Source organism: Paenibacillus sp. NMA1017 (assembly GCF_058895805.1).
In genome coordinates, this window is record NZ_JBZXYR010000008.1 from 96,189 (window position 1) to 121,447 (window position 25,259).

A 25,259-nucleotide genomic window follows, 5' to 3' on the forward strand; every position below is an offset into this window, starting at 1 on the left:
AAGGCATACCAAATCTATGGATAAAACAAAAAAACAGAGCGCTATATTTTGCTTCATAGCGTCCCTGTTTCTCATTTAAACCAACCTTTTTCATTAAAACGTGTGATCGCCTCAATCCGGTTACTGACACCCAGCTTATCAAGAATGACTGAAATATAATTGCGCACCGTCCCTGTCGTTAAATACAGTTCCCCAGCAATCTCTTTTGTGTTCTTTCCGTCAGCAATGAGCGCCAAAACGGTCTTTTCACGCTCTGTTAGCGGGTTGACTTCGGCGTAAGCATCATCGACCAGTTCCGGGGCATAAATACGCCGACCTGCCATAATACTGCGAATAGAGGAAGCCAGCTCTTCACTGGGACTGTCCTTGAGCAGATAACCGTGTGTCCCCGCCTTGATCGCTCGTTCAAAATACCCGGGGCGGGCAAACGTAGTTAAAATCAACACCTTGCAGTTCAAGCCTTTGAGTTCCTCAGCCGCATCTAATCCACTCTTTATCGGCATTTCGATGTCCATAATGCATATATCGGGCTGATGCAGCTTCACCAGTTCTAAAGCTTCTTCCCCGTTGCTTGCTTTTCCGACTACTTTCATGTCCTCTTCCAAGTCCAGCAGGGAAGCTAGAGCACCCAGCAGCATACGCTGGTCCTCCGCGATAACAATTCGAATCATGGCCCCACCTCCTCGTTCGGCTTTTCAGGGATATTGGGCACTTTAATGACCAAGGTCGTTCCCTGATCTGAACGCAGCTCCATACATCCGTTCACGAATTCGAGCCTTTCCTTCATACCTTGCAGGCCATTTCCACGAAGGGTTCCATGTTCTCTCGTAATACCGACTCCATTATCCTGAATCCGAAGAGTTAATTCCTTACGAGACGGCTCAATCGTGATGGAACAAGCGGTGGCTCCACTGTGCTTAACCACATTTGTCACCGCTTCCTTCATACACATACTAAGTACATTTTCATTCATTAATGATGTATGTTCCAGCTTCGGGTCGCCCTTCAAGGCCAATTCAATGTGAGCAGCCTTTAAAATCTGCCGAATACGTAGCAGTTCATCCTCTAGTCGCATGCCGCGCATTTGAGTAACCATTTCCCGTACCTCTTTTAACGCACTTCTCGCCGTGAGACGAACATCGTTAATTTCGACATGAGCCCGCTCCGGGTACTGATCCATCAGTTTGCCCGCCAAATCGCTCTTCAGCCCGATGAGTGACAGCTTCTGACCTAAGGTATCATGCAGATCACGCGCAATTCTTTGCCGTTCCTCCAGCTTAATCAATTCCGATATTTTCTTATTGGCATCCTCTAATTGGACTTGGAGCCGATCGCTTTTGTTGCGATTAAAATTCGTAATCGGAAGGAGAATCACACCGATCAGATTGAGCAGGATAAAAGGAATCTGTTTAATAAATACGGGATTCTCAGAAACAAAACCATAGTTGATCAATCCAATCGTAATAACCATTAAAATAATATACAGCGTCGTAAATGCAGCCTTACTTTTAATATTACCGATCAGATAGGCGATAAATATCGAAAAATACATATAACTGAACAGCAGTGTCATGGTAATCGATATGGCAATCTGTACACTGGTCCAAAAATATATGAGCCAGCCTTTCGACACAAAAGCCAGTACATAACAAGCAAAAAACACCAAAATAATAGCAGTACCCAGAATAATATGACTTGTAGATGAAGAGCTAAAATAGTAAAAGGGCAGGATATAAAAGACGACCCACACATAAGGGCTAAGTCCCGTATTTTTTTGGAATATCTGATACCATTTTTGCATCCTGCCCACCCTCTTCTACTTCACATGACTTATATCCCTTATCTTATCATACCACTGGTCTCGTCTGCTTGAAAGCACCAAAGGTGAAGCCTTTCCTGGGGGTGTACCCACTGCACCAGATCGCGCTTTGAAATAGGACTGGTCTATATTTCTGATCAGCTCGTTCATGAATTATACATACCTGACGTTATTAAATTTCTTTTCTATATCTTCAGCAAATTTTCCGCCCTCATCGGCTAAATGTTTTCTCATAAAGAATCCACCAAAACCATTTATCCATGCTGCAAAAGCCAGTAGCCGAGATGGAAAGTCCGCTCCAATCGTACAACTAAATTCGCAAGAGTTGTTATCAATAGGCGTGATCTTCATTTCCCATGGAACTCCAACAATGGCGGGTATCCATCGCCATATATATGCTTCAGTCTTGTCAGAGTAGAAACGTAAATGATCCTCTGCGTGCTCTTTTAATTGATAGTGCTGAACAATCATCTCATTCCCCATATTTTCCACATTAACCATATGGAATTCACCATTTTCAAAATAACTGCCCATTGCCTTGTGAGCTTTTGAAAATGATTCATATTCAGCTGGAGTCATCTCAGTTACCCATTTGTACAAATCCACATTTTTAGCTGCAATCTGCAATTTAAATTTCTTTGTTATTCTCATCTTCATTATCCTTCTTTCCTGTAATTTTTCTTGTGAGTTCATCGTGCCAATTCATAATCATCTGAAAATATTCTTTGCCAAACATCAACGTCGCGTGCTCATATACACCCATCTGATGAACGTGCTTCTCTTCTATCAAGGCAAGCTTGTTATATTCACAGGCAACAGTAGTTTGAAAGCTGGCAATCAATCGAACAACCTCAAGCTCGTCAAGATATTTATAGAAGAAAAGCTTATTTAAATACTCATAATTAAAGGGGGAAAAAGTACATGGTGTTTTTAACCATTCTATAAATTCACTCTTTCCTTTTTCCGTGATACCATATGATTTTTTGAATCTGCCTTCCTCTACCACTTCTTCATACGTGATAAGCTCCCCCTTTTCCATTTTTTTCAGCATAGGATATATGCTTCCGAAGCTGGCATCAATAAAGTTGGAAGTACTTATCGTCATCTTCTGCTTGATTTCATATCCTGTCATATCCTTTTCGCAGAGGAACCCAAGTATTACATAAATCAACATAAAATCTATTCCTTCTTTCCTGGCATAGTGAATTATTCTTCTGAAATCAAAGGGAACTTATCTCTGTTTACATGTAGCTAAGTTATATATATATAATCGAAATATATCGTTTCGATATATAGAATGTATAGGTTGACGATCGATTTGTCAATAGCGCTTGCTAAAACAAAAAATGAAAGTACTGCATTTTCAATATATACAAAAAAATCCAAAAGGATGTTATCCCTTTAGATTTCTCAAAGTAAACTGTAATTTTTCAACATCTCTTCAGAAGAGTTTTGTACAAGTTATTTACTTTCTGTTCCTACGACAGGTGTAGGGATGGGTTTCGTAACTGCAATACGTTTGCTGAGGAGCGGCTTCACTTGTTTAAAGGTCAAAAAGGTTTTCGTATTTTCATCCCAAAGTCGGAACTTCAAAGATTGCAGACTGCTACTCACTGTGATCGTGGTCGCCTTTTGAAGTAACGGTGTCGCTTCATGTGCTTTCTCCAAATTGTAATTTGGCACTTTAGGACTCAAGTGATGAACGTGATGAAATCCGATATTGCCCGTAATCCATTGCAATACTTTAGGAAGCTTGTAGTAAGAACTGCCTTCTACGGCTGCATTAATATAGCTCCACTCTTCATCATGCTCAAAATAAGAATCCTCAAACTGATGTTGTACGTAAAACAACCAGATACCGAGCGCACCCGATACAAAAAAGATAGGTACCTGTACTAAAACAAATGCTTGCCAGCCGATGGCCCAGCACAACAGTGCATACAATAAAACTAGAGATATATTCGTTACATGCGTATTTATTCTTTCCTTACGTTTCGCCGTTTTTGTATTAAAGCGATAGGAAATCAAAAAAGTGTAGATCGGACCGAGTCCGAACATACCCCATGGACTCCGGTATATACGATAAGCTAGTCGTGTCCATGCAGAAGCTTCTACATACTCTTCCACCGTAAGCACCCACATATCACCTGTACCTCGTTTGTCCAAATTACTGCTGGTTGCATGGTGGATCGCGTGGCTATTTTTCCATTGGTCATACGGGCAAAGTGTAATAACACCTGTAATTGTGCCCACAATGTCATTCAGCCTGCGGCTTTTGAAGAACGATTGATGACCGCAATCATGAAAAATGATAAACGTTCGTATAACAAACCCGGAAGCAATAATAGTAAGCGGAAGGGTCAGCCAATACGATACCGACAGACTGAGATAGGCGGCATACCATAATAAAATCAGTGGACCCAAGGTGTTAATGAGTTGCAGAACGCTGGATTTCGTGTTTATCTTCTCGTAGGGAGCCATATTTTTTTTCAATTGGGCTAATGGGAGTTGTGTCATACTCATTATGATCCTCCTTTAAAATGACGCCTATACCTTGATTCTGTTAGGCGTACATGTTGATCTAATCTCAGTATAAGGAGAACGCTGTAGGCGCTGTAGTCATAAACGTCAGTTCGTGTATATGACATTTGTCATATAGACAAGTAACATAACCCGTTTTCCAAATGTTCGCGGGTTTCTTTTCTGATGATTGTTTGTTAAAATATAAGGTATAATAACGCTGTATGTGACTGGCGAAGTCAGTGGAATGAACCACGAGGGAGCATACAAAAAAAGCGTACCGTTCGCCTGGGAGAAGTATTTGCAGAGGATTCGTCTGTCTTGACGACCTTGTGCAAATACTTTTTTTCGTTTTACAAGACCATGACACCCTGTTGATTTCATTATGCGATAAATTCAGAGGAGGCTCGGACTATGGCTATTATCATGAAATCCAAAGAAGCAGCTGAGCAAGTATATGCAACGATCCGTTCACAGGTAGAAGAAATGAAGCAGCAAGGACACCGTCCCCATCTGGCAACCCTATTGGTAGAAGGCGATCCGGCATCTGCATACTATGCACGGACCAAGCAAAAAATAGCAGAGAAGCTGGGCATCTCATTTCATCTCCATACGTTTGATCGTCATGTTAGCGAAACCGAGCTACTGCACCTGATCGGCAGCCTGAACGATGCATCCCATGTACATGGCATTATGCTGGAACTGCCGCTTCCCCAACATCTTTCCGCCTCCGTTATTAAACAATCCATCGCCCCCTACAAGGATATTGATGGAATTACACCTGATAACAAGCTGGCTACCGTAACAGGTGACGCCGGACTATATCCCGCAACACCTCAAGCCTGTATCGAGCTACTTAAGCATTACGGTCACACATTGGCAGGCAAAAATGTTACACTCGTGGGCATCGGACAGACAGTGGGACTTCCCCTTTTCCACATGTTGCAAAGAGAAAATGCCACCGTTACCGCCTGTCATGCAGGTACACGTGATATTGCAGAGCATCTAAGCCATGCAGACATTGCCTTCGTCGCAGTCGGATGCCCTGATGTGATTACACAGGATATGGTTCATCCCGGTCTGATTTTAGTAGATGCGGGAATTAATGAGACGCTAGAGGGAAAAATAGTGGGAGATGCCGCTTTAGACGTTGGGGAAAAGGTGCATGCCATTTCTCCGGTTCCCGGCGGTGTGGGCACCTTAACGACTGCGATTTTGTACAAAAATCTGCTCAAAGCAATTCATCTGCAACACTACTCCAGAGAGGTGGTCTATTCATGAGTGAACTGTCGTGGAATCATTCCATCGGACATTTTCTGAAAGAAGCTGCAAGTGCAGCGCCTACCCCCGGCGGAGGAAGTGTATCCGCACTGTCTGCGGCCCTAGGCGCGGCTATGACCTCCATGACCGCCAACCTTTCACAAGGAGAAAAATACGCGCACATCCATGAACAAATCACGAACGTCATTAGCAGCATGGAAAGATTGTCTACACATTGTGAGGAATTAATGGTCGCAGACATCCAATCCTTTGAACAGTACATGACCGCGCTGCGTTTGCCCAAGGAAACAGACGAAGAAAAGCGCTATCGTACTCATTCCTTACAGACAGCGGTGATCGCTGCCATTGAGGTACCCATGCGCCTGCTGGAAGTATGCCGAGACGGATTGTCGCAAGCGTATAACATTGTGGAAATGTCCAATAAAAATGTGATTTCGGATCTCGGCATCGGCGCGATTCTGTTCGAAGCCGCCGCTCAATCTGCCCTGCTTACCGTTGACATTAACCTTGCCTCGTTAAAGGACTTGGATGTCAAACAATCCTACGAGGCCAAAACGGCCGCACTCATCCGTGAAATCGGACAAATTAAAGAGCAAACCTTATTGACCGTGCGCAGTCGAATCGCAAATTAATCTGATTATAGCCGTGTTTAACCTGTTCTAACCAACATATCTGCGTACTTGCAAAAGAAATAGCTAATTGGATACAAAAAGAAGATACTATCAAAATTACGACGAAACAGCAAATAAAAAACCAGTCCAAACATGATTCATGATGGACTGGTTTTTTATGCTATATACTGCGTATAAATATGCGATCTCTTATTCGTTTTGGTTGACGCTTATAAATCCATTCTGCTTTCCATCTAGATAACCCCTACATATCTGCTAATAAGTCAGGCAGAACTTTATAATTTCTAGCAAGCCAGTTCATTTCTTTAGCGAATCGGATAGGCACAGAATGTTCGTCCATGTTGGCGTTGATCCACCAAACACTTTCCATATACCACAGCCATTGTAATGATCTTGTTAAACAGCCCTCTACCATCGTATGCTCTTCCCTGTACCCCACCATAAATGCTGAAACAAGGGGAAGTTTTAACTGCTTATCCCAGGCAAAAGACATAACTGCTCGGGCAATATCCAACTGTGGATAGTCATAATCCAATCGGTCAAAATCCAGAATTGCACTGAGCTTATCATCGTTGAATAGAACATTGTCCGCCCAAAGGTCACGATGGGCCCAACCAGGTGAATGTGCATCCATCATCTCGATATGTATCATTTCTGTTGCTTTACGCTGGGTTTCGATATCAGCCAAAAGCTCTTTTTTATCGGCTTCCTCCGCTTGTTTCCATACTGAATCCCAATGGGCTAAACGTTCCTCACGGCTGGAAAGCACAAGTTTCGTGGTACTTTTGCTTCTGAGCGTCCCGTCGTTTAACCAGCGATGCATTTTTCCAGTTGCCTTGCCAAGTTCATATAATTGGTGAATATTAGCCTCTCCTGGTGAGACCAACGTCCCTGAGCAAAATTCCATCACTAGGAAGCGTTCTCTCCGCTCAGATTCCATAAAGACTTGCCCCTCATGATTAAATAACCGTGGACACGCCAGACCAAGCCCATGCAATCTTTCTTGTTGAGAAAACGCTCTCAAAAGATCATCAAAATTATAATCCTTATATCTTTGTTTATTATATTGTTTCAATAAAAAAGTCCCATTGTTCGTGGTGATTTTCCATTTTAGATTTAACCACCCTCGTTGGATGGGAACAGATTCAATTATATTTAAACCGAAGAATTGATGAAATGCTTCCATTAGGTCAACCTGAATGATTTCATTTGTCGAGAATGTTTCCAATAGACTCCCTCCTTGTTAATCTCCGCATTACTACTCTCTTGAAAAAGATTAGAAAGATCACATATTGGCTTATTATACTTCGTATTGTCATTTTTTTGTTATTCAGTTATTCAGTAATCTAACAAAAAAAGCACCTCACCCCGGTCAGCTGTCCGTGTAGTGAAGTGCTTATCCATGTGAATCTCACACCTATTATTTAGCTTTATTCTCTTTTTCTCTTTCGACCAGCATATCTACGATCATATCAATCTGTCCTGTAATAGCGATTGGATCGTAGCGATAGTACGTATCAAAATCGTTAAAGAACACTCTATTGTTCTTCACCGCAGGAAGATTCCCCCACACAGCAGACGACTTCAGTTGTCTGAGTGCGTCACCCTTTTTCTCCGGGTCATACGTAGTCAGGAACATATAATCTGCATCATACTGCGGCAACACCTCCATCGAAAGCTGCACCGTTTGTTCCTTGGAGTTAGCTGTTTTCTTTGGCATGTTCAGTTTGAGCGCATTGTACACGGCTTGTCCGCCGCGACCCGCATTGTCGCCAAAGATCCAAAGTGCGTGCTTGTCCGTCAGCTCATACAGACCGAAAGTTGCCTTTTCGTCAATCACACCTTTAAGACGTGCGCGACCTTCAGCGGCCTTTTTATCAAATGCAGCAATAAATTGCTCAGCCTTCTCCTTTTCCCCGGCGATATCACCGAACAGCTTGACCGTGTCATAGATATTAGTCGTCGTACCGTACGGAATGTACAAGGTAGGTGCGATTTTTGACAAAGCCTCATAATTCGTATCCTTCATAACCACGATCAGATCGGGTTTGAGTTCCAACGTCTTTTCCAAATTGGTCGGATCACCCACCTCTTTGGTTCCTTGTTCCTTCAGCAAATCGGTCAGAAAAGGATTTTGAAACGCAGTTGGCTCTACACCCACCACGTTAGCATCCACGGACAGCAATTCTCCACCGTAAAAATCCGTTACAATGCGCTGTGGCTTGGTCGGAATTTGAATATCCCCTTTAACCGTTTTAAAACTTCTCGTCTCTCCAGTAGAAGCCGACTCTTGCTTATCTCCTGAAGATGAAGCCGGATTACTTCCATTATTATTTCCGCCGCAAGCGCTGATGAATACAGTCAATACAAGTAACATAGCTGTCATCATAAAATACGATTTTCTTTTCAACTGATTAGCCCCCTATATATTGTGCAGATGATCTTCCGATACATATGATAATGATTATCAATATCGCAAGAAATATATCAAGCGTCGTCCTTGCTGTCAACCGAAAAACGAACTTTGCACATTCCTTTTTAATAAACCAAAAGACCTGCCAAAGTGATGGCCAGGTCTTTTTCGTGGAGCCGTCTTCAAAAACCTACACATTGGGGCTAGGTTGCTGAAGACTGCTTTCTGGTGATCGCTGTTTTGTTTTATATTCTTCTCCCCAATCCTTCATCAGGTTAATAATCGGGATCAGCGTTTTTCCGAATTCGGTGAGAGAATATTCAACCTTAGGCGGAACCTGCTGGTATACTTCACGGTGAACGACACCATCCTCTTCCAGCTCGCGCAATTGGAGTGTCAGCATACGCTGGGTGATCCCCGGACAGATCCGCCGAAAATCACTAAATCGCTTAGTCCCATACATGAGATGATATAAAATAATCCCTTTCCATTTACCCCCAATCACGTCCAGCGTGAACTCAACTGGACACGCCTGATCATTTCCAGCGGTACATTCCCCAAAGCCGCCTTTCCGATTACGCATAGGCTTTTCTCCTCCTTAGTATCATTTTATATACTACAGCACATTAATGTGCGTACTTCAAAAACGGTCATGTATATTCTAATATTAAGCATGTCACTTGGTAAGCGTCAATTTTAATCAACATCCATAAGGAGTGGAATAACGATGGAAACCTTAGCTACTACTAAAGATCAAATCTTATCTGCATACGAGTTCAGACATGCAACGAAGGAATTTGATAGTCATAAGAAAATTAGCGATTCTGACTTCGACTTTATTCTTGAAACCGGTCGTTTATCTCCAAGCTCGTTTGGCTTTGAACCTTGGAAATTTGTTGTCGTTCAGAGTAAAGCTATGCGTGAGAAGCTACTGCCTTACTCTTGGGGGGCCCAAAAACAACTGCCAACAGCCAGCCATTTTGTACTCATTCTCTCTAGACTTCCTGAAGATATGGTAGCCTCCTCCGATTATATCAAGAGTATAATGGAGAACGTGCAACAATTACCAGCTGACGTGATGCAAGGCAGAGAGAAAGTGTATGATGCCTTTCTAAAATCAGATTTTGGGCTGGAGGAAAATAAAAGAGCCTTGTTCGAGTGGGGCTGCCGACAAACCTACATCGCACTGGGCAATATGATGACTGCCGCAGCTCAAATCGGTATTGATTCCTGCCCTATCGAAGGTTTTAATAAACAGGAAATCGAACGCATCCTCTCTGAAGAAGGCATTATGGATGCCAAGCATTTCGGTATTTCTTGTATGGTGGCATTTGGCTACCGTCTCAACGAGCCGCGTGGCAAAACTCGGCGATCTGTAGATCAGGTTATTGAGTGGGTGTAAAACCTTTTCTCTAAAACAAAGGGGTGTCCCCACAGCCATTTCGATGGCTGTGGGGACGCCCCCTTTTCATAAAACCTCAGCTCTTAATTTTTTCCAATTACTTACTGATAATTTACTTCTTCTGCAAAGTAAATCTCCTTCAAACGATCCTTTACGCGTTGAATTTCATCTGCTGTTAAAGGAGCCGTTGGACATAGCTTGAAGTTCCTTCCGGTGACATAGCTTACGTCCGTGTGACCATCCAAGTTGTAGGCCAGCTTCGGAACCGGTTTTCGGGTATAATCGGTAAAGTCAATAATGGACCATGCCGCATCTCCATCCTCTTTGGATAAAATAATCCGCTGTGAGGCATTTTCGGTCCACAAGTAACGCAGATTCGACGGTGAATTATTGGAATCCATAGCCGTCTTAATACCAGAGCCCCTAAACATCAGTGTAAACTCCGTATGATCATTATTAGATCCTGCTACCGATTCATAAATCTGTTTCAGCCCGTCCACACCCACAATCTCGACCTTGCGATCAAGCGGGAAATGATTCACAAAGTTCTCCCATATTGGACCCATGTTATGGGTGTTGGCAAGTGCGTTGATGTCCAAAATAATGGACAAGTAGTTTACCGTATTTACACGTTGATAAGGGTTATCCAAATATTGCTGTACTATATACAGTTGTGGTGCCGCATCCGTCTCCGTCACATAGGGGTCAAGCGGATGAAGAGTCCAGCGTGAGGAATCTTTCGTATAGCGTGATCCAATTGGATCAATCGTAACCGAGTTCATGAATACGGTACCGCTATTATCAGCAATTCCTTGTGCGGGAACAATTGGATTGTCCTTATGGGACCAGTAAGGCATCAAAGGTGAGCCCTCACCATACATACCGTTGACATTATATTGTGTAGCCGACCATCCCATCGCGGATGTAATCCGATAGTGATCTTTTAACCATTGAGTCTGTTCGGGATTCACCGTAAAGCTGGTCAATGATTTCGGCAGATACTTCCGATATTGGTCTGTATCCATGCTTTCAAACACGGATGGTGATCCCATTGTACCGGATTGGTGCAGCTCATTGAATGCATTATAACGATACATGTATAGCCACTCATCCATCTTTGCTTCCCAAACAGGAAGCCCGGGCTCGGTCTGGTTCGGGTACCCCGCCAGAATTCCGACTTCATCTCCATACTGATCGACGAATTCCAGAACCTGTTTAAGCTGCGGGCGATTTGCTTCTGCAAAAACAAAACCGTTTTGCATCGCCCATGTCACTTTGATATTGGGACCAAAGTGGTCCATCAGCAATTGACGAGATTGCTTAATTTGGTCAACGGTAGTTACGCTTCCCTGCAGCATGATGGAGACAGCAAAGTATTGCTTTTTGCGTTCTCCCGGTACTACTGTTAATTCCGCATCGGATGTGAAGAGAATCCCTTGGGATGGTGACTCAACCGTGATCTTTAACGGAACGACCGAGTTCACTGTCGGAATCAAATGCAGGTTGGCAATCTTTCCATTCTCGTCAAATATTCCTCTGGAATCCTCTATCCGAAGTATCAAGTCTGACGGCAGCGATCCAGGAGCTATTACCTCTCCATTAGCATTATGAAATACGTAGGACATACTCCAAGCAGCAGGATCTAAAGTAGCCGCCTCTGAAATAGTATACGTGGCCAAGTATACGGACCTGATTACGTTCGGTGGTTCTGCCGGCGGAGTCTTCCCTTTCACGTTCAGCTTGGCCTGAGCTGTGAGAACCTGATAAGGTTTGGCAACGGTGACCTTCATTTCTACAGGAATGAAGCTGTCCGCAGCCGGAATATTTTCGGGATGTCTAATTTTTCCTTGTTCATCAAAAATACCTAGCCCATCACTAAATGTGTACGTAACACTTGTGACGCTGGCAGCAGGAATGCTTACGGGTCGCCCTTTATTGTAGAGCTGAAAGGATAGCTGGTATGATGGGTACGTTTCCGGTTGATTTACCAGCTCCGGCGCCTTGATTACGACTTCATCTACCAGAAAATCCGAAGAATGATCCGATGGATCTACCGGAATTACTGGTGGTTTCGGGTTAGGTCCCGGCTTCGGTTCTGGTGGTGTCACCGGCGTTTCCGGTTTTGGCTCTGTTGGTGGTACCGGAGTTACTGGTGAGTCAGGCCTTGGGCGATGCCTTTTAGGCTCCTCGATTTCCGAATTCACAGGTTGTTGACTAATTTCCGGTGTCACATCGACCTCGATCTTCTTCGATTCTTGTTGGCTGGTCGTCTGAGGCATCGTTGCAGTTCCATCTCCTAATGACCCTAGCAAACGCTTGGCACGTTCTCTCAGATCGTCACCACCTAACCATATTCGATAAGCAACCAGCGTGGCGTCCTGCCGTCTCACAGACTCTTTGGGATGGAAATAATGACTCGTATCCCCCTCGATCAGTTCCAACCGTTCCATCAGCCATACGCTCGTTTGTGCATAACCTGATACATCCGATTGATCCACAAAACTGGATATACCAGCCGATCGGGTATCTTCAGTAACACCAAAATACCGAGCATACCAAACAGCCATATCCTGACGAGTCATATTGTGCTTGGCACCGAATAATTGATCACTAATTCCTTTCGTAATGCTCTCTTCCTGCAAGGCCTGTACATAGGGTAAAGCCCACGGTGACACATCACGAAAAGAAGTTATGCCTCTGTTATTCGATGTTCGCTTTAAGGTTTTAGCGAAAATGCTTGCCCATTCCTGTCGCGAGATAAATTGTAAAGGTCGAAAGCTCCCGTCCTGATAACCCGTAACATAACCTTGAGCAGCCATGGCCTCAATCGCATCAGCTGCATAGGAATGTTCGATATCGTTAAAGGCTCTGTCCGCAAAAACAGGCGCACTATGTATACAGAACAACCAGACAGCCAGTAAACCAGCCATGTAATGCCTAATTTGTTTTAACTTTTTTTCATAATTCATTATTCGAAATCATTACACCTCCTTTACGAGATAGCACTGAGGCCACTTTCGCCTGTACCTTCATATCAACTTTGAAAATTAATCTCTCTTGTTTTCAAACGGTTTTTCATTACTGTTAACACCAAACTGTATATACTTGAATTATCGGAATATTCTCCCTAGGATTGAATAAAGCCAGCAAAAAAAGTGGTTTTGGCAATCTACTGTCCTGTTTATTCACCATGTTTTTTTAAGCCGTAATTCCCTATCACTAAACAATGGTTTTCATTGGTAATTAAATATTTATCTCTTTTTGAGTTACTATGTTGATCCCGTATACAAATAAAAAAAGAGATAACATCTGTATCCGCATTCGCTTGGAGAATACAAAATGTTATCTCGTTCTCGTGTACATATATACTTATTAAATCCTGTCTGCTCTTTTAATTCTCTTTAAACTCTGAACCCTTATAAACATAAAAGTAGCCGTTTAAAGTTCCGTTTTGCGGATAAGCAGCAGGATCTTTGTCTTTTATTTGGCCTACCAACTCTCGATTTATAAGCGTAGGGGGGCCTTCCTCAACTAGTGCTTCAGCAGACATTTCAGTGATTGGTTTTACTGTGCTGGACCAGAATGTAACTAAGTAGACATCGTCAGCATTAAAATGATAGCGTCCTTCACTTGGAGTTCCCTCATAAAACAGTTCTGCCAAAGAAGCTGCCTCAGATCCTCTCATAAAAATTCGAATCTCATCGGTTCCGTTCCATGTATTAGGAATTCCACCTTTTGGATTAACGTATTCTACAGTTTCTGGCTCCTTGTCGCTAATAAAATCAACAACTGCATATTTATAAACCTCATCTGTTACACTCTTGGTTGCAATTTCAGTTGTTTTCTCTGTTCTATAGCCACTGAACTTTCCATACACATTCGGGGTTTTGCCAATAGCAGCTAAGGCCTTTTCCTGATCCATGAATCCAGCTCTTCCAGCTACTGGTGTCAGCCTGTACGTCTTGATTTCAGTCCCCTTGTACTGATCCCAAGTGTATTCATAATAATATTTTGCATAAGATATTCCACTGTTCCAGCCTACAGATACCAGCATAATAATACCTAGCATGAATACTAACGGCCATTTTTTCAACTTCATACCCTCAACCTCTTTTCTCCAAGTACACTCAAATCATCATTAGCATTATAGCCTTTCAATAATTCTATCGACAGTTAAATATTAGAAGAAAGTGTGGATAAATTATGTCCTTGATAATTTACTATTTGTCTGTGTTTTACTGATCGGTTGCAGCGAAGGCTTTTTCATTCGCGGCGCTCTCAACCTATATAATGGGCAAATTGCCAGTTGACTTTCGGAATACTTGATCCTCGGTACTACTCCTGCCTGTTCAAGTTACATTATAGTTGGTTCCTAGTTTTCTAAAGCCGATCGTGCTGTTTTAAATCAGTAGGTTGTAGTAAATCGAATATTACAAACGAAAGCATCTGTAATTCATATAGAAATGGATGAATTACAGATGCTTTTCTATTAGTTAGTAATGAGACTCCCTATTTTATTGTTTTTATGAATATTTTCCGTTCCGGCTTCCAATGCAGTTTTGTAATATGAGCATTTATGTTCAATAACTTCCATTGTTTTTTTAAGTTCTTCCATTTGTGCTTCTACAGTAGCTTTACGTTCCATAAACATGTCATATCTTTGTTGTAGTGTGGAATCCCCACCAGAACACCAATCAATGAAATTTTTAATTTCTTTGATCGGCATCCCGGTGGATTTTAGACATTCAATTATTTTTAAAGCGTCGATATCGGATTCTTTAAATAATCTTGTTCCGCTAGACGTCCGTTCTACAAAAGGCATAAGTCCCTCCTTGTCGTAGTAACGCAAAGCGTATGCTGTAAGATTCAATTCTTTTGCAACTTCGCTGATAGAATATGTCTTCATCATGTATCTCCTATTTTTAATGACATAGACTTCGAGTTAACTCTATAATTAAGGGGGATTCTATCAAGTTATTTGTTGAATGTCAAAGTCCCCTTATAGGAAAAGTAGAATCAGGTGCTATCTAACGAAATATAATTAGCAAGAAAACAACATTACTGGATAGAGGCTTATAAATCTGCACTTGACTTAGAGTTAACTATAAGGATTAACATTGATTTGCAAGAGAAAAAGTATAAATGGAAATAAATGAAGAGGAACTTCAACCGACTTCAGCTTGTTTTCAATTTATACCGATATAACTGCATTCTCTTGAAAAATACAAATAATAGGAGGCTATTTATGATAACTGCTAAAGCACGAGCTGTCGATGGCCCAGACAAACCATTTCGATCGGCTGAAATTAAACGACGGGATCTTGTTTCACACGATGTTCTGATTGAAATTAAATATGCAGGCATATGCCATTCTGACATCCACACTGCTCACGGCGAATGGGGGCCAGTGAACTACCCCCTCGTACCTGGACATGAAATTGCAGGGATTGTCACGGAGGTAGGATCTGAGGTTACAAAGTACAGAGTTGGTGACCGGGTAGGGGTTGGCTGTATGGTTGATTCCTGTGGCGAATGTGAGAACTGTCGTAAAGGAGAAGAACAATACTGCCTTAAAGGAAATGTCCCTACCTATGCTGGTGTTGACAAATACGGCGAGCCTACACAAGGCGGATATTCTACCCACATTGTCGTAACTGAGGATTTTGTAGTAAAAATTCCAGATAACATTGAGCTTGACGTGGCTGCTCCATTACTTTGTGCAGGTATTACGACTTATTCACCGTTGAACCGCTGGGGTGCTGGTCCAGATAAGAAAGTGGCCGTTGTGGGAATGGGAGGCCTTGGCCATATGGCTATCAAGATCGCACATGCTATGGGTGCTGAGGTAACCGTTCTATCCCAAACATTAAAGAAAAAAGATGATGGCTTGCAATTTGGTGCGGATCACTATTATGCTACAAGCGAACCAGAAACATTTGAAAAACTTGCTGGGCACTTTGATTTGATTATTAACACGGTAAGTGCTGCCATCGATATGGATGCTTATTTTGCACTACTCAATCTAGATGGAACTTTGGTGAATGTCGGTGCCCCTGGAGAGCCGTTGTCACTAAATGTGATGTCCCTTATCGGACATCGCCGTTCATTTGCTGGTTCAATGATAGGAGGAATCCGTGAGACACAGGAAATGTTGGATTTCTGTGCAAAACACAATATTGTTCCTAAAATTGAAGTGATATCGGCCGACCAGATTGACGAAGCCTACAAACGAGTGTTAGCTTCTGATGTGAAGTATAGATTCGTGATTGACATTAGCACAATGTAAGCTATGTAAATCATAAGTTGTACAAGTGATTTTAATTGTGAAGGTGTCCCCAAAGTATTACTTGGGACACCTTCACTTTATTCTGTCTACCATCTTATTGTCTTTTTCCTCCTTTTGTATTTATTTGAAATACAAGGGGCTGACCTTATCACTCGCATACCCAGACACTTACGAGGACTTATACAAAGTCTCACAATTTTTTTTAGCGTTTATGTTTTTATTTTCGGGAATTACAGAGTTTAAAGCCAATCGTAAGAGTGTAGCAATAATAAACTTCTCAGTTTTCGTTCTCACTTTTTTTGTCTCTATATTTACACTTGTAGTACGAACAGGCTAACCACACGGTTCTATACCTCAGTAATAACCTTCCATAGCCCTCTCTCTCGTCATGCAAAAGAAAAGCCGAGCGAACTCAGGATCATCTGAATTGCGCTCGGCAAATGTTACATATTTAGCAATTTTTTAGTTTTCCTCTAATTCTTCAATTCTCTGCCGCTTTCCTATGCCAAAGATAAAATATCCAACAATGACGATCGCCATGAATGTTGCCCCGACAATCAACGGCAAGCGTGTGTCTGGATTAAACCACATTCCAACGATCACAAGCAACAAAAAGGTAATGGTGATGTAATTACTGATCGGAAAAAAACGAGACTTAAAGGTGTGATCCTTCATTTCGTCCTTCCACTTTTTCCTGAATTTAAATTGACTGATCGCTAATGCAAACCACGGTACCATGCCTGGGAGAACACTGGCGCTGTAAATGTACAGAAACAGTTTGGAATCAGGCATTAAGTAGTTAAATATCACTCCTACCAGCAGCAAAGAAATGGTCGTAATAATACTATTTCTAGGAACACCGCTTGGGGAAACTTTCCCGAAAAATTTGGGAGCTTGTCCGTTCTTAGCTAATGTATATAACATTCTGCCCGCACTGTAAATACCACTGTTGCAGCCGGACATCGCAGCTGTAAGTACAACAAAGTTAATGATACCCGCAGCGGCCACAATTCCTACCTTGGCAAAAGTCAGAACAAATGGGCTACCGATCTCTCCAATTTGGTTCCAAGGATAAATCGTAACAATGACAAAGATTGCACCCACATAGAAAATCAAAATACGCCAAATGATGTTTTTAATAGCTTTTCGCAGTGTCATTTTCGGATTTTCAGCTTCACCTGCCGTAATACCCACCATCTCTATCCCTTGGTAAGCCGCTGTTACAATGCAGAGTGCAAATAGAAACCCTTTCAAGCCACCTGCAAAGAAGCCGCCATGGCTGAACAGATTGGATAGACCTATCGGTTGTCCACCGTTACCGAGTCCAAAGAAGATCATCCCCGTACCCACTACTAGCATGAAGATAATAGCGACAATCTTAATCATCGCAAACCAAAACTCAAATTCCCCATAAAATTTCACAGCCGCCAAATTGGCCAATGCAATAATAATTACACCTGCCAAAGCTGGTAGCCATTGCGGAATATCTGGAAACCAGTAGCCCACATATACCCCAATCGCAGTGACTTCCGCCATCCCTACGGTAACCCATAAAAACCAATAGCTCCAGGCGGTCAAGAAACCGGCTAAAGGGCTGATGTATTTATGAGCAAATGTAGCGAATGAGCCTGTCACCGGTTCAAGAATCAGCATTTCCCCCATGATCCGCATGACAAAAAACATAATAATCCCAGCTAAGAGATAAGCCAACAGCACTGAGGGACCTGCCCATTTTATCGTACTTGCCGACCCCATAAACAAACCGACGCCAATCGTGCCTCCAAGCGCAATCAACTCAACGTGCCGTGGCTTTAGCCCTCTCGTTAATTGTTTCGATTCCAAAAGAACGCTCCCCTTCGTATATGTTCATCATCAAACGCTAATGATCCGGAAAACTGCCCCCAAACATTATTAATTTTTCAGACTGACGTGGTCGTGAGTGAACGACTACAAAGTAGTTCCACGATTCTTAAATATACAAGGAAACCACGTCCTATTTACCGTCCAAACCTTACTGTTTCTAAGACCGAGTCCGTAGCATTAGATGCATTGTATGACAAAAAACGCCTAAATACAACTGCTAATTAGCAGACATATTTAGGCATGAAATGGAAAGGAAGGTGATTCATGTTTTCTGAACAATGGTCAATTTAATGCGATGCATTAGAGTACTAAACATAACTAGTTTTTCAATGATTAATATCACGATATTAGGTCTATTGGAAATCTGTATTCAAACGGTGGAAAACATGAATTCCGAATGAAAGAGCAACATTTCAAACATTACCTTGTGATATAAATAGGCATGAATTCCAAACAAGGAGTTGAAGATCAGGCTTTTGAACCCACTTATTCAATGATGAATGAATATGTATTTATTTGAGATTTTTTATAAAATTTTTCTGATCCTTGGTAAACATATAGCCACGTCGTTCATAGAACCTGTGAGCCTGTATCCGACTTGGGTGAGATAACAGTTTGATCCCAGAAAATCCATGGGACTTTCCCCACTGTTCAAGACGCTCAATCAACATGCTACCTATACCTTGATTTCTATACTTTTCTTTAACAACAAATCCTAGTACATTTACCAAAGATTCAGAAAAAAGTAATTCATATGGGCTTCCATGAATATATCCTAACACCCCGTTGTTTTCTTCACAAACAAAGATCACATCTTTTGATTCCTTTATAATCATTTCAATTTTCTCTTTTACTTTTTCTTCAGGAAATAGATCTAGATTGGGGTTAAAATCTTGGTTCAATAAATAAATATCATGATAATCAGTTCCCCTAATTTCCCTAATGTTTTTTTCTTTCACTCTTGAATGCCCCCTATTTACATCATACGATGCTTTATGTCGAATCATTACTCCTCGCACTCTTGCCCATTAAAACTCTTCAGCATACCAATAAACGCTTCAAGTTTGGAATCCTCCCATGTTGAAATACGTTGATAAAACTCTTTTTCTTTTTCTTTTAAAGCTTCCAAGGCTTTTTCACGACCATTAGCTGTCAGGGATATCAACACTCCCCGACGATCCTCAGGATGAGTTTCACTTTTTACATAATTCAAGTGTTTAAGTTGAGTAACAAGCCGACTAACAGAGCTTCGATCCATAGCGGTGGATTCCGCCAAAAATGTAGCGCTTGCCGGACCGTATGACAGGAGACAACGTACAATCAGAAAAGCTGCAGGTTGTAATGATGGATCGAAAAGTGCCGCAGTTTTTACATTGAGTGCATGCGAAGCGCTTATAAGTGCATTAAGTTGTTCACCAAGATTCCGTTCTAATTGCTCTCTTGTAGAATTTGGATGTTGAGTTTTATGATCCATATGTCTCCACCTTATTTGAATTAGTTCGGATATATTTGACATATATCAATCAAAATACATATACTTGATATATGTCAATCATATTTTCAACTTTGAGTAAGTGTCAAGCAGAATATCTACAGTATAAAGCATCCACAACCGTAAAGCGTAGACATGAATATGAATGTAATTGGTTCGAGAATTTGGAGGATGATCTATATGTCGACATATCCGATTATAGTAATCACTGGTGCTACTAACGGTCTTGGACAATGGGTAGCAATTGAATTAGCCAAACGCGGGGCACATCTAGTTTTAACAGCCAGAAATGAAAAACGTGCTGAAACGACTAAAAATATTTTAAAAGATCTGGCGCCAAGTACAAAGGTAGACTTTTTTTTCGGGGACCTGTCTCTTATGAAAGAAGTCAAACGTATTGGGGATGAAATTAAAGCTAATTATCCAAAGATTGATGTATTAGTGAACAATGCTGGATTACATGGATTTGAACAACGCATAACCTCAGAGGGTTTGACAGAAATGATAGCAGTAAACTATCTTGCCCCGTGGTTGTTAACGCATACACTACTCAATTCACTAATGGAATCCACAAATGCTAGGATCGTCAATGTGGCTTCTGAAGCATCACGCAACCATGGTGAATTAAAATTACCGGAGGACTTAACAGATACATCTGCATTTACCGCAAGAGGTTCATCTAAGATATACGGAAAGACCAAACTTCTTAATATCATGTTTACAGAAGAACTTGGACGTCAGCTGGATGGAACTGGAATCGTAGTAAACGCACTTAATCCAGGCTTTAACGTTACCGGCCTTGGTCGCGAGTTAGGATTTTCTTCGATACTTGCAAAAATATTGAACGCTTTGCATATTGGAGACCCACGGAAAGGAGCGGACATCATTATTCGTTTAGCAACAGAAAACCAATATCAAGAAGTGACAGGCGGATATTTTAATGTTGGCACTGGTAAGCTAATTGTGCCGACTTACCCTGGTGGGGATACCGAGATGCAACGCCTACTTTGGAGTACTACAACCCAATTGTTGCGGCAAAAAGGGGTTTTGGAATGAAATAGAATTTAAAATCGAACAATGTAGCCCCGCAACGAATGGTTCATTTTGTAAACTAAATCTCTCTTTTAACCGATAAATACATATGCTGGTTCTGTACTTAAATATCTCCTCCCATCTTTACATATTCAAGTACAAACGTGTATTTTTCCTAAAAGGGGGCTTCCTATGAACTATCTAGACGAGCATATACTTAGCCTCAAAGCTAAAATGGTGGATCAGAAGACAGCTAATAACGATAATATGAAATCCATCCCAGCTCAAACTCAGAAATCGGAACAGGACGGTTCCATGTTTGAAGAAACAAAGCTACTTCATATTGAAAATGATTATCTCACGTTGGAGCCCATTACAATACTACACGGAGAGATTGGTTTCTACATCCCCAAGTCCTTTACTCCTATGCCAATGGAGCAAGCTATAATCAAATATCCTTCAGAGCATCGACCAAAGGTCATTTATACCTCATCTGAGGAGACCATCAATATCACTTTTAATCCTACAGATACCGCTCTGGAAGCGGAAGAACTGCCCGATTTTGTAGAGCAAATGGCGGATATTCTACGGTCTGTACAACCGATTCGCAACTGGTTAGGTACCGAAATGGTCACCAACGGTTCCGGACTTTCAGTTGGGCAGATTCGTTTTGTGGCGGCGGGGATCGACGGTAATCTATACAACGAAATGCTGCTCTTTATCCACAATGGACGAGTTGTCATAGGTTCCTTTAGCTGTCTGGAGGCAGATCTCGAAGTATGGTTACCTGTAGCAGAATACTGGGTTCAATCCCTTTCCGTCCTTCCACCCTCCGCCTATTCTACAAATGAGAAAGGAATGACTACACCATGAGTCTGGGATACGATCAAATTCACATTCACCCTTATGAACAAATTGATCTGGAGGAGCTTACCTTAACGAAAAAAATCAATGAGCATACTCGGCTTTATTTTACAGGTGTTATCCCCGAAGACTTGCAAGACAGTTACGTGGAAACGACAGAAAAAAATACCATCATTGAAGTCAGCCAGCAAGATGAATCTGGCGCAAGCAAACCGCTATTTAGTGGGATTGCCCTCTCGGTCGAGGTAAAAGTTGTGCGAGGTGTGTACTATCTGGAGGTGGAAGCTATTTCCCATACGTACCGGATGGACATAAAGCAACGTACTCGTTCTTTTCAGTATACGAAAATGACGATTCCTCAAATGCTGGAGCACATTGGTAAGGACTATGAAGGACTGGATGTGATCGACGGGGCTACTGGAGGAGAAGCCATCGGACGGCTTGCCATTCAGTATCAGGAGACAGACTGGGCGTTTTTAAGACGCATAGCCTCCCGTTATCATACGAGTCTGATGCCTGTAGCCCGTTTTGACAGTCCCAAATTTTATTTTGGTATCGAGGACAGCCCTGCACAGGCGATACTGGATCATACCCGTTATACCGTACGTAAGCAATTGCTTCCTTTTCGTTATTTTCAGGAGAATGAGCAAACCAAGCTGAGTGAACACGATTTTATTTTTTATGAGGTAGAAACGGATGAGGTACTCGACTTGGGCGCTCAGTTGAATTTTCAGGGGCATAACCTGTATGTGATGGAAGCCTACACCGCCATGAGTCAAGGACTGCTGCGGCATCAGTATGTGTTGGGTTCTTACCAGGGCTTTCGGCAAAAAAGCTACTACCAGGATAAGCTGGCAGGAGCCTCATTAAGCGGTATTGTGCTGGACGTACGCCAGGATCAGGTGCGCATCCATCTGGATTGTGATGAACAGCAGGACGCAAGCAAAGCACATTGGTTCAACTATTCTACTGTGTACAGTGGCGGTGGTCATACCGGCTGGTACGTTATGCCGGAAAAAGGCGATTCCGTTTCCCTCTATTTCCCCGGTAGTCGGGAAGAAGACGGCGTGGCAGGTAGTGCGGTGAGAAGGGCAGATCGCAAGAGTACGCATAACCATTTTTCCAATCCTCAAATGAAAATATGGCGTACCCCGCATGGCAAGGAAATTCGGCTGGGACCGGATGAACTGGTCGTTACAGGCAAGGACGGCGCTATTTATATCAAACTGGACGATAAAGAAGGCATTCATATTGCGAGCAGCAAACAGGTGAATATTACGGCGGGAGGCAATCTCAGCCTGTCTGCGGGCAAGACGATGAGTCTGTCCGCAGGTAGTCAGCTCCGTATGGATTGTAATGGCAGTCATATTGAATTAAGCGGATCGGCGGATATGAAAGGCAGCGAAGTGAAGTCGAATTAAGGATGATTAGAAATGGAAAAGCAAACAGATGTGTTAGATCAGCAACAAGAGGCTCTTTATCAGGCATGGTCTTTCATTCGCAAAGAATGGGCGTTGAAATGTAAATCAACACAAACACAAAGATTACAGCATATAGTAGAACATTTTCGCGCCTTTTGTGAGCGGGTTCGGCAAAAGCAACTCACAGGTCGTAAAGGTCATATTGGTTACATCACCTACTCTATGCTGCGCACCACCTGGCTTGAACAGAAGCCCGCTTATCTTGTTGAAGCTACGGATGCCTTATGGATGCTTGATGCTGAGCCCGTTCAGTTGGAGTACGATGCAAGTTGGATTTTTCATTATTGGACTCAATTACGTGAACAACTTGGGGCTGAAACCTTGAAGCAGCAAGTCTCCCTTTCCGAACTTGAATTGGAACAGATCATGCTGGAAGCAGCAGGATATCTTCATACGATGATCGTTAGTCTGGTTCGTCAGGCTATGAAGCAAGCAGTCGACCTACCAGAGTTTGAGGCGTTGGATCGTGAAGAAGTTTTTGAGATTCGCGTCGGGGAGTATATGGATCATAGTGTCTCCGTGTACCGGGAAGATCGAAGAACCATGGATGCAAACATCATAAAGTCTTGGCTGGAGGAAAAAGAAGAATCGGCCTACAGCTACCAAGCACTGTCTCAAGTTCAACTGTCGAATGGAGATTACAGTTCCTTGGATTTTCGCTATACAGTCTTTCGCCAGATCGAGATGCAACAAAGTCGATTGCATCAATGTATCCTCGTAGGCACGGTATGGCAAGAAGCTCAGCTAGATGGAACCGACTTTTCGCACAGTCTGCTTCACGGAGCCGATTTCCGTGGCTGTTCCCTACAAGAGGCTATACTGGACGAAGTTATAAGCAATAGCGAGTATGGATCGGATGCTTGGCTGGATTGGGAACCATTAGGATTGGATGGAGTGGATTTTACAAAAGCGAATTTACAAGGAGCTAGTTTTCAACATGCACAGCTTCAAGGAGCTGCTTTCCAAGATGCCGCGCTGCAAAGAGCTTTATTTAACGGTGCGGATCTAACAGGTGCCTGCTTTATAGGAGCCGATGTTACTGACGCTTCGTTTATAGATGCATGTTTAGTAAACGCTAATTTTACAGGAGCAAAACTACACCGGGCAATCTTTACAGATGACCAACTAAGCCAAGCTATTGGCCTTTCTGTTGTAGAAACGCCACTGGCTACACAGATAACAGATGCAGTGAGTAAAGGGGAGTGGATATCATGAGATATTTTCGACTCATGGTGGACGAGCGCGTAAAGCATCGGGTAGAGACTGCGCCCCTGTCTCCCTTGCAGGTGGAAGAGCTTCTTTCGGGTCATACCATTCAGGCGGAGGACACTCCCCTGTTTTTAGCAGTACATACAGATCCACGAACCGTATATCCGGATTTTCTGGAGTTCCCTTTGCCGCTGGTTTCAGACTCCGTGAAAGCCCTGTTGGAAAAATATATGCCGGAGCTGGAATGGAAGGCTGCTATACTTACCGATTTTCAGCAAGCCAGGCAGGATGTGTACTGGATACTGCGCCCACCTGTGGTGGAATGTCTTTCCTCGCAAACCGAGTGGTATCCCGACCACACCTTGAAGCAATTGGTACTTAAACACGGGAAAATCAAATCGTCTATATTTCGGATCGCCGGCTTGTTGGAAGCACATATTTATATCAACCTCGCGGTAGCGGAAAGTCTGCTGCGTCGTCCATTTACAGGCGTTCGTGTTCAAAAAGTGGAGATGGCCACAAAGGAGGAATAATCCGTATGGAAGAAGCAAGTGTGCAGCCTGGAACAGGTGCGAAAAAAAGCTACGTCGTGGCAGGCGCGATTTTAAGCTGTAGTTACGGTACACAGCCTACGCGTTTGAAGCGCCCTTTTAGCCACGGGGTGTATGTCAAAAATAAAGCACAGATGAATATTGGAGATTATGTACCTGGAGTGAACATAAAATCTTTTGGGAATTGCTCCAGTCCGCTGAATCCGGCTGTACAAGCCAGTGAGATGGTCGATATTTATGGGGTGAAAAAGGCCCCGTGTATTCCTGTCCTTACGATGCCTTGGTTGAACGGAAAAAGCGACATGCACATCGAAGGCCAGCCTGCTCTTACACAGAATTGTACGCATCAATGTCTTTATTGCGGACACATACAGATCGAAAATGACGGTCAGGAGCTGGATTAATCAGTTGCAA

At 42.6% G+C, this 25,259-nt stretch carries 24 protein-coding genes and 1 riboswitch; of the genes, 10 read left to right on the forward strand and 14 right to left on the reverse strand.

Annotated elements, in window-relative coordinates; all coding sequences use genetic code 11:
- Nucleotides 1–71: 71 nt before the first annotated feature.
- The 5 genes from AC5ELV_RS18825 to desA all read right to left on the reverse strand — a co-directional run bounded on the left by AC5ELV_RS18825 (nucleotide 72) and on the right by desA (nucleotide 4,342).
- Nucleotides 72–671 (reverse strand): response regulator transcription factor, encoded by a 600-nt coding sequence (locus AC5ELV_RS18825; protein WP_025683815.1) that lies wholly within the window; start codon nucleotides 669–671, stop codon nucleotides 72–74.
- Nucleotides 668–1,801 (reverse strand): sensor histidine kinase, encoded by a 1,134-nt coding sequence (locus tag AC5ELV_RS18830; protein ID WP_493431395.1) that lies wholly within the window; start codon nucleotides 1,799–1,801, stop codon nucleotides 668–670. Before AC5ELV_RS18830 ends, AC5ELV_RS18825 begins: the two co-directional genes overlap by 4 nt.
- A gap of 171 nt (nucleotides 1,802–1,972) precedes the next feature.
- Complete coding sequence (locus AC5ELV_RS18835) at nucleotides 1,973–2,470, reverse strand: hypothetical protein (RefSeq protein WP_493431396.1); 498 nt, start codon at nucleotides 2,468–2,470, stop codon at nucleotides 1,973–1,975.
- Nucleotides 2,448–2,993, reverse strand: a complete 546-nt coding sequence (locus tag AC5ELV_RS18840) for a PadR family transcriptional regulator (RefSeq protein WP_493431397.1) — start codon at nucleotides 2,991–2,993, stop codon at nucleotides 2,448–2,450. The genes AC5ELV_RS18835 and AC5ELV_RS18840 overlap by 23 nt, the downstream gene beginning before the upstream one ends.
- Before the next feature lie 287 nt (nucleotides 2,994–3,280).
- The gene (desA, locus tag AC5ELV_RS18845) at nucleotides 3,281–4,342 is read right to left on the reverse strand and encodes a Delta(5) desaturase DesA (RefSeq protein WP_493431398.1); all 1,062 of its coding nucleotides are present in this window, start codon (nucleotides 4,340–4,342) and stop codon (nucleotides 3,281–3,283) included.
- Nucleotides 4,343–4,555: 213 nt separating this feature from the next.
- Nucleotides 4,556–4,640: riboswitch (ZMP/ZTP riboswitch) on the forward strand.
- 113 nt (nucleotides 4,641–4,753) lie between these two features.
- On the opposite strand from desA, the gene AC5ELV_RS18850 reads away from it, so the two are divergent.
- Together AC5ELV_RS18850 and AC5ELV_RS18855 are read left to right on the forward strand one after the other, a co-directional pair.
- Entirely contained in the window at nucleotides 4,754–5,620 is an 867-nt protein-coding gene (locus tag AC5ELV_RS18850) for a bifunctional 5,10-methylenetetrahydrofolate dehydrogenase/5,10-methenyltetrahydrofolate cyclohydrolase (RefSeq protein WP_029517626.1), read from the forward strand.
- A complete protein-coding gene (locus AC5ELV_RS18855) occupies nucleotides 5,617–6,252 on the forward strand; it encodes a cyclodeaminase/cyclohydrolase family protein (protein WP_493431399.1) in 636 nt (211 codons plus the stop codon). The genes AC5ELV_RS18850 and AC5ELV_RS18855 overlap by 4 nt, the downstream gene beginning before the upstream one ends.
- Before the next feature lie 244 nt (nucleotides 6,253–6,496).
- Here AC5ELV_RS18855 and AC5ELV_RS18860 read toward each other — a convergent pair whose 3' ends face one another.
- From AC5ELV_RS18860 to AC5ELV_RS18870, 3 genes are all read right to left on the reverse strand, one after another.
- Nucleotides 6,497–7,480: a phosphotransferase gene (locus tag AC5ELV_RS18860; RefSeq protein WP_493431400.1), complete on the reverse strand. Its 984-nt coding sequence runs from the start codon at nucleotides 7,478–7,480 to the stop codon at nucleotides 6,497–6,499.
- 192 nt (nucleotides 7,481–7,672) lie between these two features.
- Entirely contained in the window at nucleotides 7,673–8,662 is a 990-nt protein-coding gene (locus tag AC5ELV_RS18865) for an ABC transporter substrate-binding protein (RefSeq protein WP_493431401.1), read from the reverse strand.
- A 193-nt stretch (nucleotides 8,663–8,855) separates the two neighbouring features.
- Nucleotides 8,856–9,248 (reverse strand): winged helix-turn-helix transcriptional regulator, encoded by a 393-nt coding sequence (locus AC5ELV_RS18870; RefSeq protein ID WP_068938572.1) that lies wholly within the window; start codon nucleotides 9,246–9,248, stop codon nucleotides 8,856–8,858.
- Nucleotides 9,249–9,392: 144 nt separating this feature from the next.
- Here AC5ELV_RS18870 and AC5ELV_RS18875 point away from each other — a divergent pair, with 144 nt between their 5' ends.
- Nucleotides 9,393–10,067: an NAD(P)H-dependent oxidoreductase gene (locus AC5ELV_RS18875; RefSeq protein WP_493431402.1), complete on the forward strand. Its 675-nt coding sequence runs from the start codon at nucleotides 9,393–9,395 to the stop codon at nucleotides 10,065–10,067.
- A gap of 101 nt (nucleotides 10,068–10,168) precedes the next feature.
- Here AC5ELV_RS18875 and AC5ELV_RS18880 read toward each other — a convergent pair whose 3' ends face one another.
- The 3 genes from AC5ELV_RS18880 to AC5ELV_RS18890 form a co-directional block, all read right to left on the reverse strand.
- Nucleotides 10,169–13,036, reverse strand: coding sequence for a DUF3863 domain-containing protein (locus tag AC5ELV_RS18880; RefSeq protein ID WP_493431403.1), 2,868 nt, complete (start codon nucleotides 13,034–13,036; stop codon nucleotides 10,169–10,171).
- Between the two features lie 422 nt (nucleotides 13,037–13,458).
- Complete coding sequence (locus AC5ELV_RS18885) at nucleotides 13,459–14,166, reverse strand: hypothetical protein (protein WP_493431404.1); 708 nt, start codon at nucleotides 14,164–14,166, stop codon at nucleotides 13,459–13,461.
- 390 nt (nucleotides 14,167–14,556) lie between these two features.
- Nucleotides 14,557–14,973 (reverse strand): MerR family transcriptional regulator, encoded by a 417-nt coding sequence (locus tag AC5ELV_RS18890; RefSeq protein WP_023987117.1) that lies wholly within the window; start codon nucleotides 14,971–14,973, stop codon nucleotides 14,557–14,559.
- 339 nt (nucleotides 14,974–15,312) lie between these two features.
- Between AC5ELV_RS18890 and AC5ELV_RS18895 the strand changes: the two genes are divergently transcribed.
- Nucleotides 15,313–16,353 carry an NAD(P)-dependent alcohol dehydrogenase gene (locus AC5ELV_RS18895; protein ID WP_071559260.1) on the forward strand — a complete coding sequence of 347 codons (1,041 nt, stop codon included), beginning with the start codon at nucleotides 15,313–15,315 and terminating at the stop codon, nucleotides 16,351–16,353.
- A gap of 462 nt (nucleotides 16,354–16,815) precedes the next feature.
- Here AC5ELV_RS18895 and AC5ELV_RS18900 read toward each other — a convergent pair whose 3' ends face one another.
- The 3 genes from AC5ELV_RS18900 to AC5ELV_RS18910 form a co-directional block, all read right to left on the reverse strand.
- Nucleotides 16,816–18,195: an amino acid permease gene (locus AC5ELV_RS18900; protein WP_493431405.1), complete on the reverse strand. Its 1,380-nt coding sequence runs from the start codon at nucleotides 18,193–18,195 to the stop codon at nucleotides 16,816–16,818.
- Nucleotides 18,196–18,728: 533 nt separating this feature from the next.
- Nucleotides 18,729–19,175 carry a GNAT family N-acetyltransferase gene (locus tag AC5ELV_RS18905; protein WP_493431406.1) on the reverse strand — a complete coding sequence of 149 codons (447 nt, stop codon included), beginning with the start codon at nucleotides 19,173–19,175 and terminating at the stop codon, nucleotides 18,729–18,731.
- A 47-nt stretch (nucleotides 19,176–19,222) separates the two neighbouring features.
- Nucleotides 19,223–19,690 carry a MarR family winged helix-turn-helix transcriptional regulator gene (locus tag AC5ELV_RS18910; protein WP_493431407.1) on the reverse strand — a complete coding sequence of 156 codons (468 nt, stop codon included), beginning with the start codon at nucleotides 19,688–19,690 and terminating at the stop codon, nucleotides 19,223–19,225.
- A gap of 198 nt (nucleotides 19,691–19,888) precedes the next feature.
- Between AC5ELV_RS18910 and AC5ELV_RS18915 the strand changes: the two genes are divergently transcribed.
- The 6 genes from AC5ELV_RS18915 to AC5ELV_RS18940 all read left to right on the forward strand — a co-directional run bounded on the left by AC5ELV_RS18915 (nucleotide 19,889) and on the right by AC5ELV_RS18940 (nucleotide 25,249).
- Entirely contained in the window at nucleotides 19,889–20,764 is an 876-nt protein-coding gene (locus AC5ELV_RS18915; RefSeq protein ID WP_493431408.1) for an SDR family NAD(P)-dependent oxidoreductase, read from the forward strand.
- A 168-nt stretch (nucleotides 20,765–20,932) separates the two neighbouring features.
- A complete protein-coding gene (locus AC5ELV_RS18920; protein ID WP_493431409.1) occupies nucleotides 20,933–21,613 on the forward strand; it encodes a hypothetical protein in 681 nt (226 codons plus the stop codon).
- The gene (locus tag AC5ELV_RS18925; protein ID WP_493431410.1) at nucleotides 21,610–23,025 is read left to right on the forward strand and encodes a phage baseplate assembly protein V; all 1,416 of its coding nucleotides are present in this window, start codon (nucleotides 21,610–21,612) and stop codon (nucleotides 23,023–23,025) included. The genes AC5ELV_RS18920 and AC5ELV_RS18925 overlap by 4 nt, the downstream gene beginning before the upstream one ends.
- Before the next feature lie 12 nt (nucleotides 23,026–23,037).
- Nucleotides 23,038–24,300 carry a pentapeptide repeat-containing protein gene (locus tag AC5ELV_RS18930; RefSeq protein ID WP_493431411.1) on the forward strand — a complete coding sequence of 421 codons (1,263 nt, stop codon included), beginning with the start codon at nucleotides 23,038–23,040 and terminating at the stop codon, nucleotides 24,298–24,300.
- Nucleotides 24,297–24,827, forward strand: coding sequence for a hypothetical protein (locus AC5ELV_RS18935; RefSeq protein ID WP_493431412.1), 531 nt, complete (start codon nucleotides 24,297–24,299; stop codon nucleotides 24,825–24,827). Before AC5ELV_RS18930 ends, AC5ELV_RS18935 begins: the two co-directional genes overlap by 4 nt.
- 5 nt (nucleotides 24,828–24,832) lie before the next feature.
- On the forward strand, nucleotides 24,833–25,249 hold the full coding sequence (locus AC5ELV_RS18940) for a DUF4280 domain-containing protein (RefSeq protein ID WP_250272992.1): 417 nt from the start codon (nucleotides 24,833–24,835) through the stop codon (nucleotides 25,247–25,249).
- Nucleotides 25,250–25,259 lie beyond the last annotated feature (10 nt).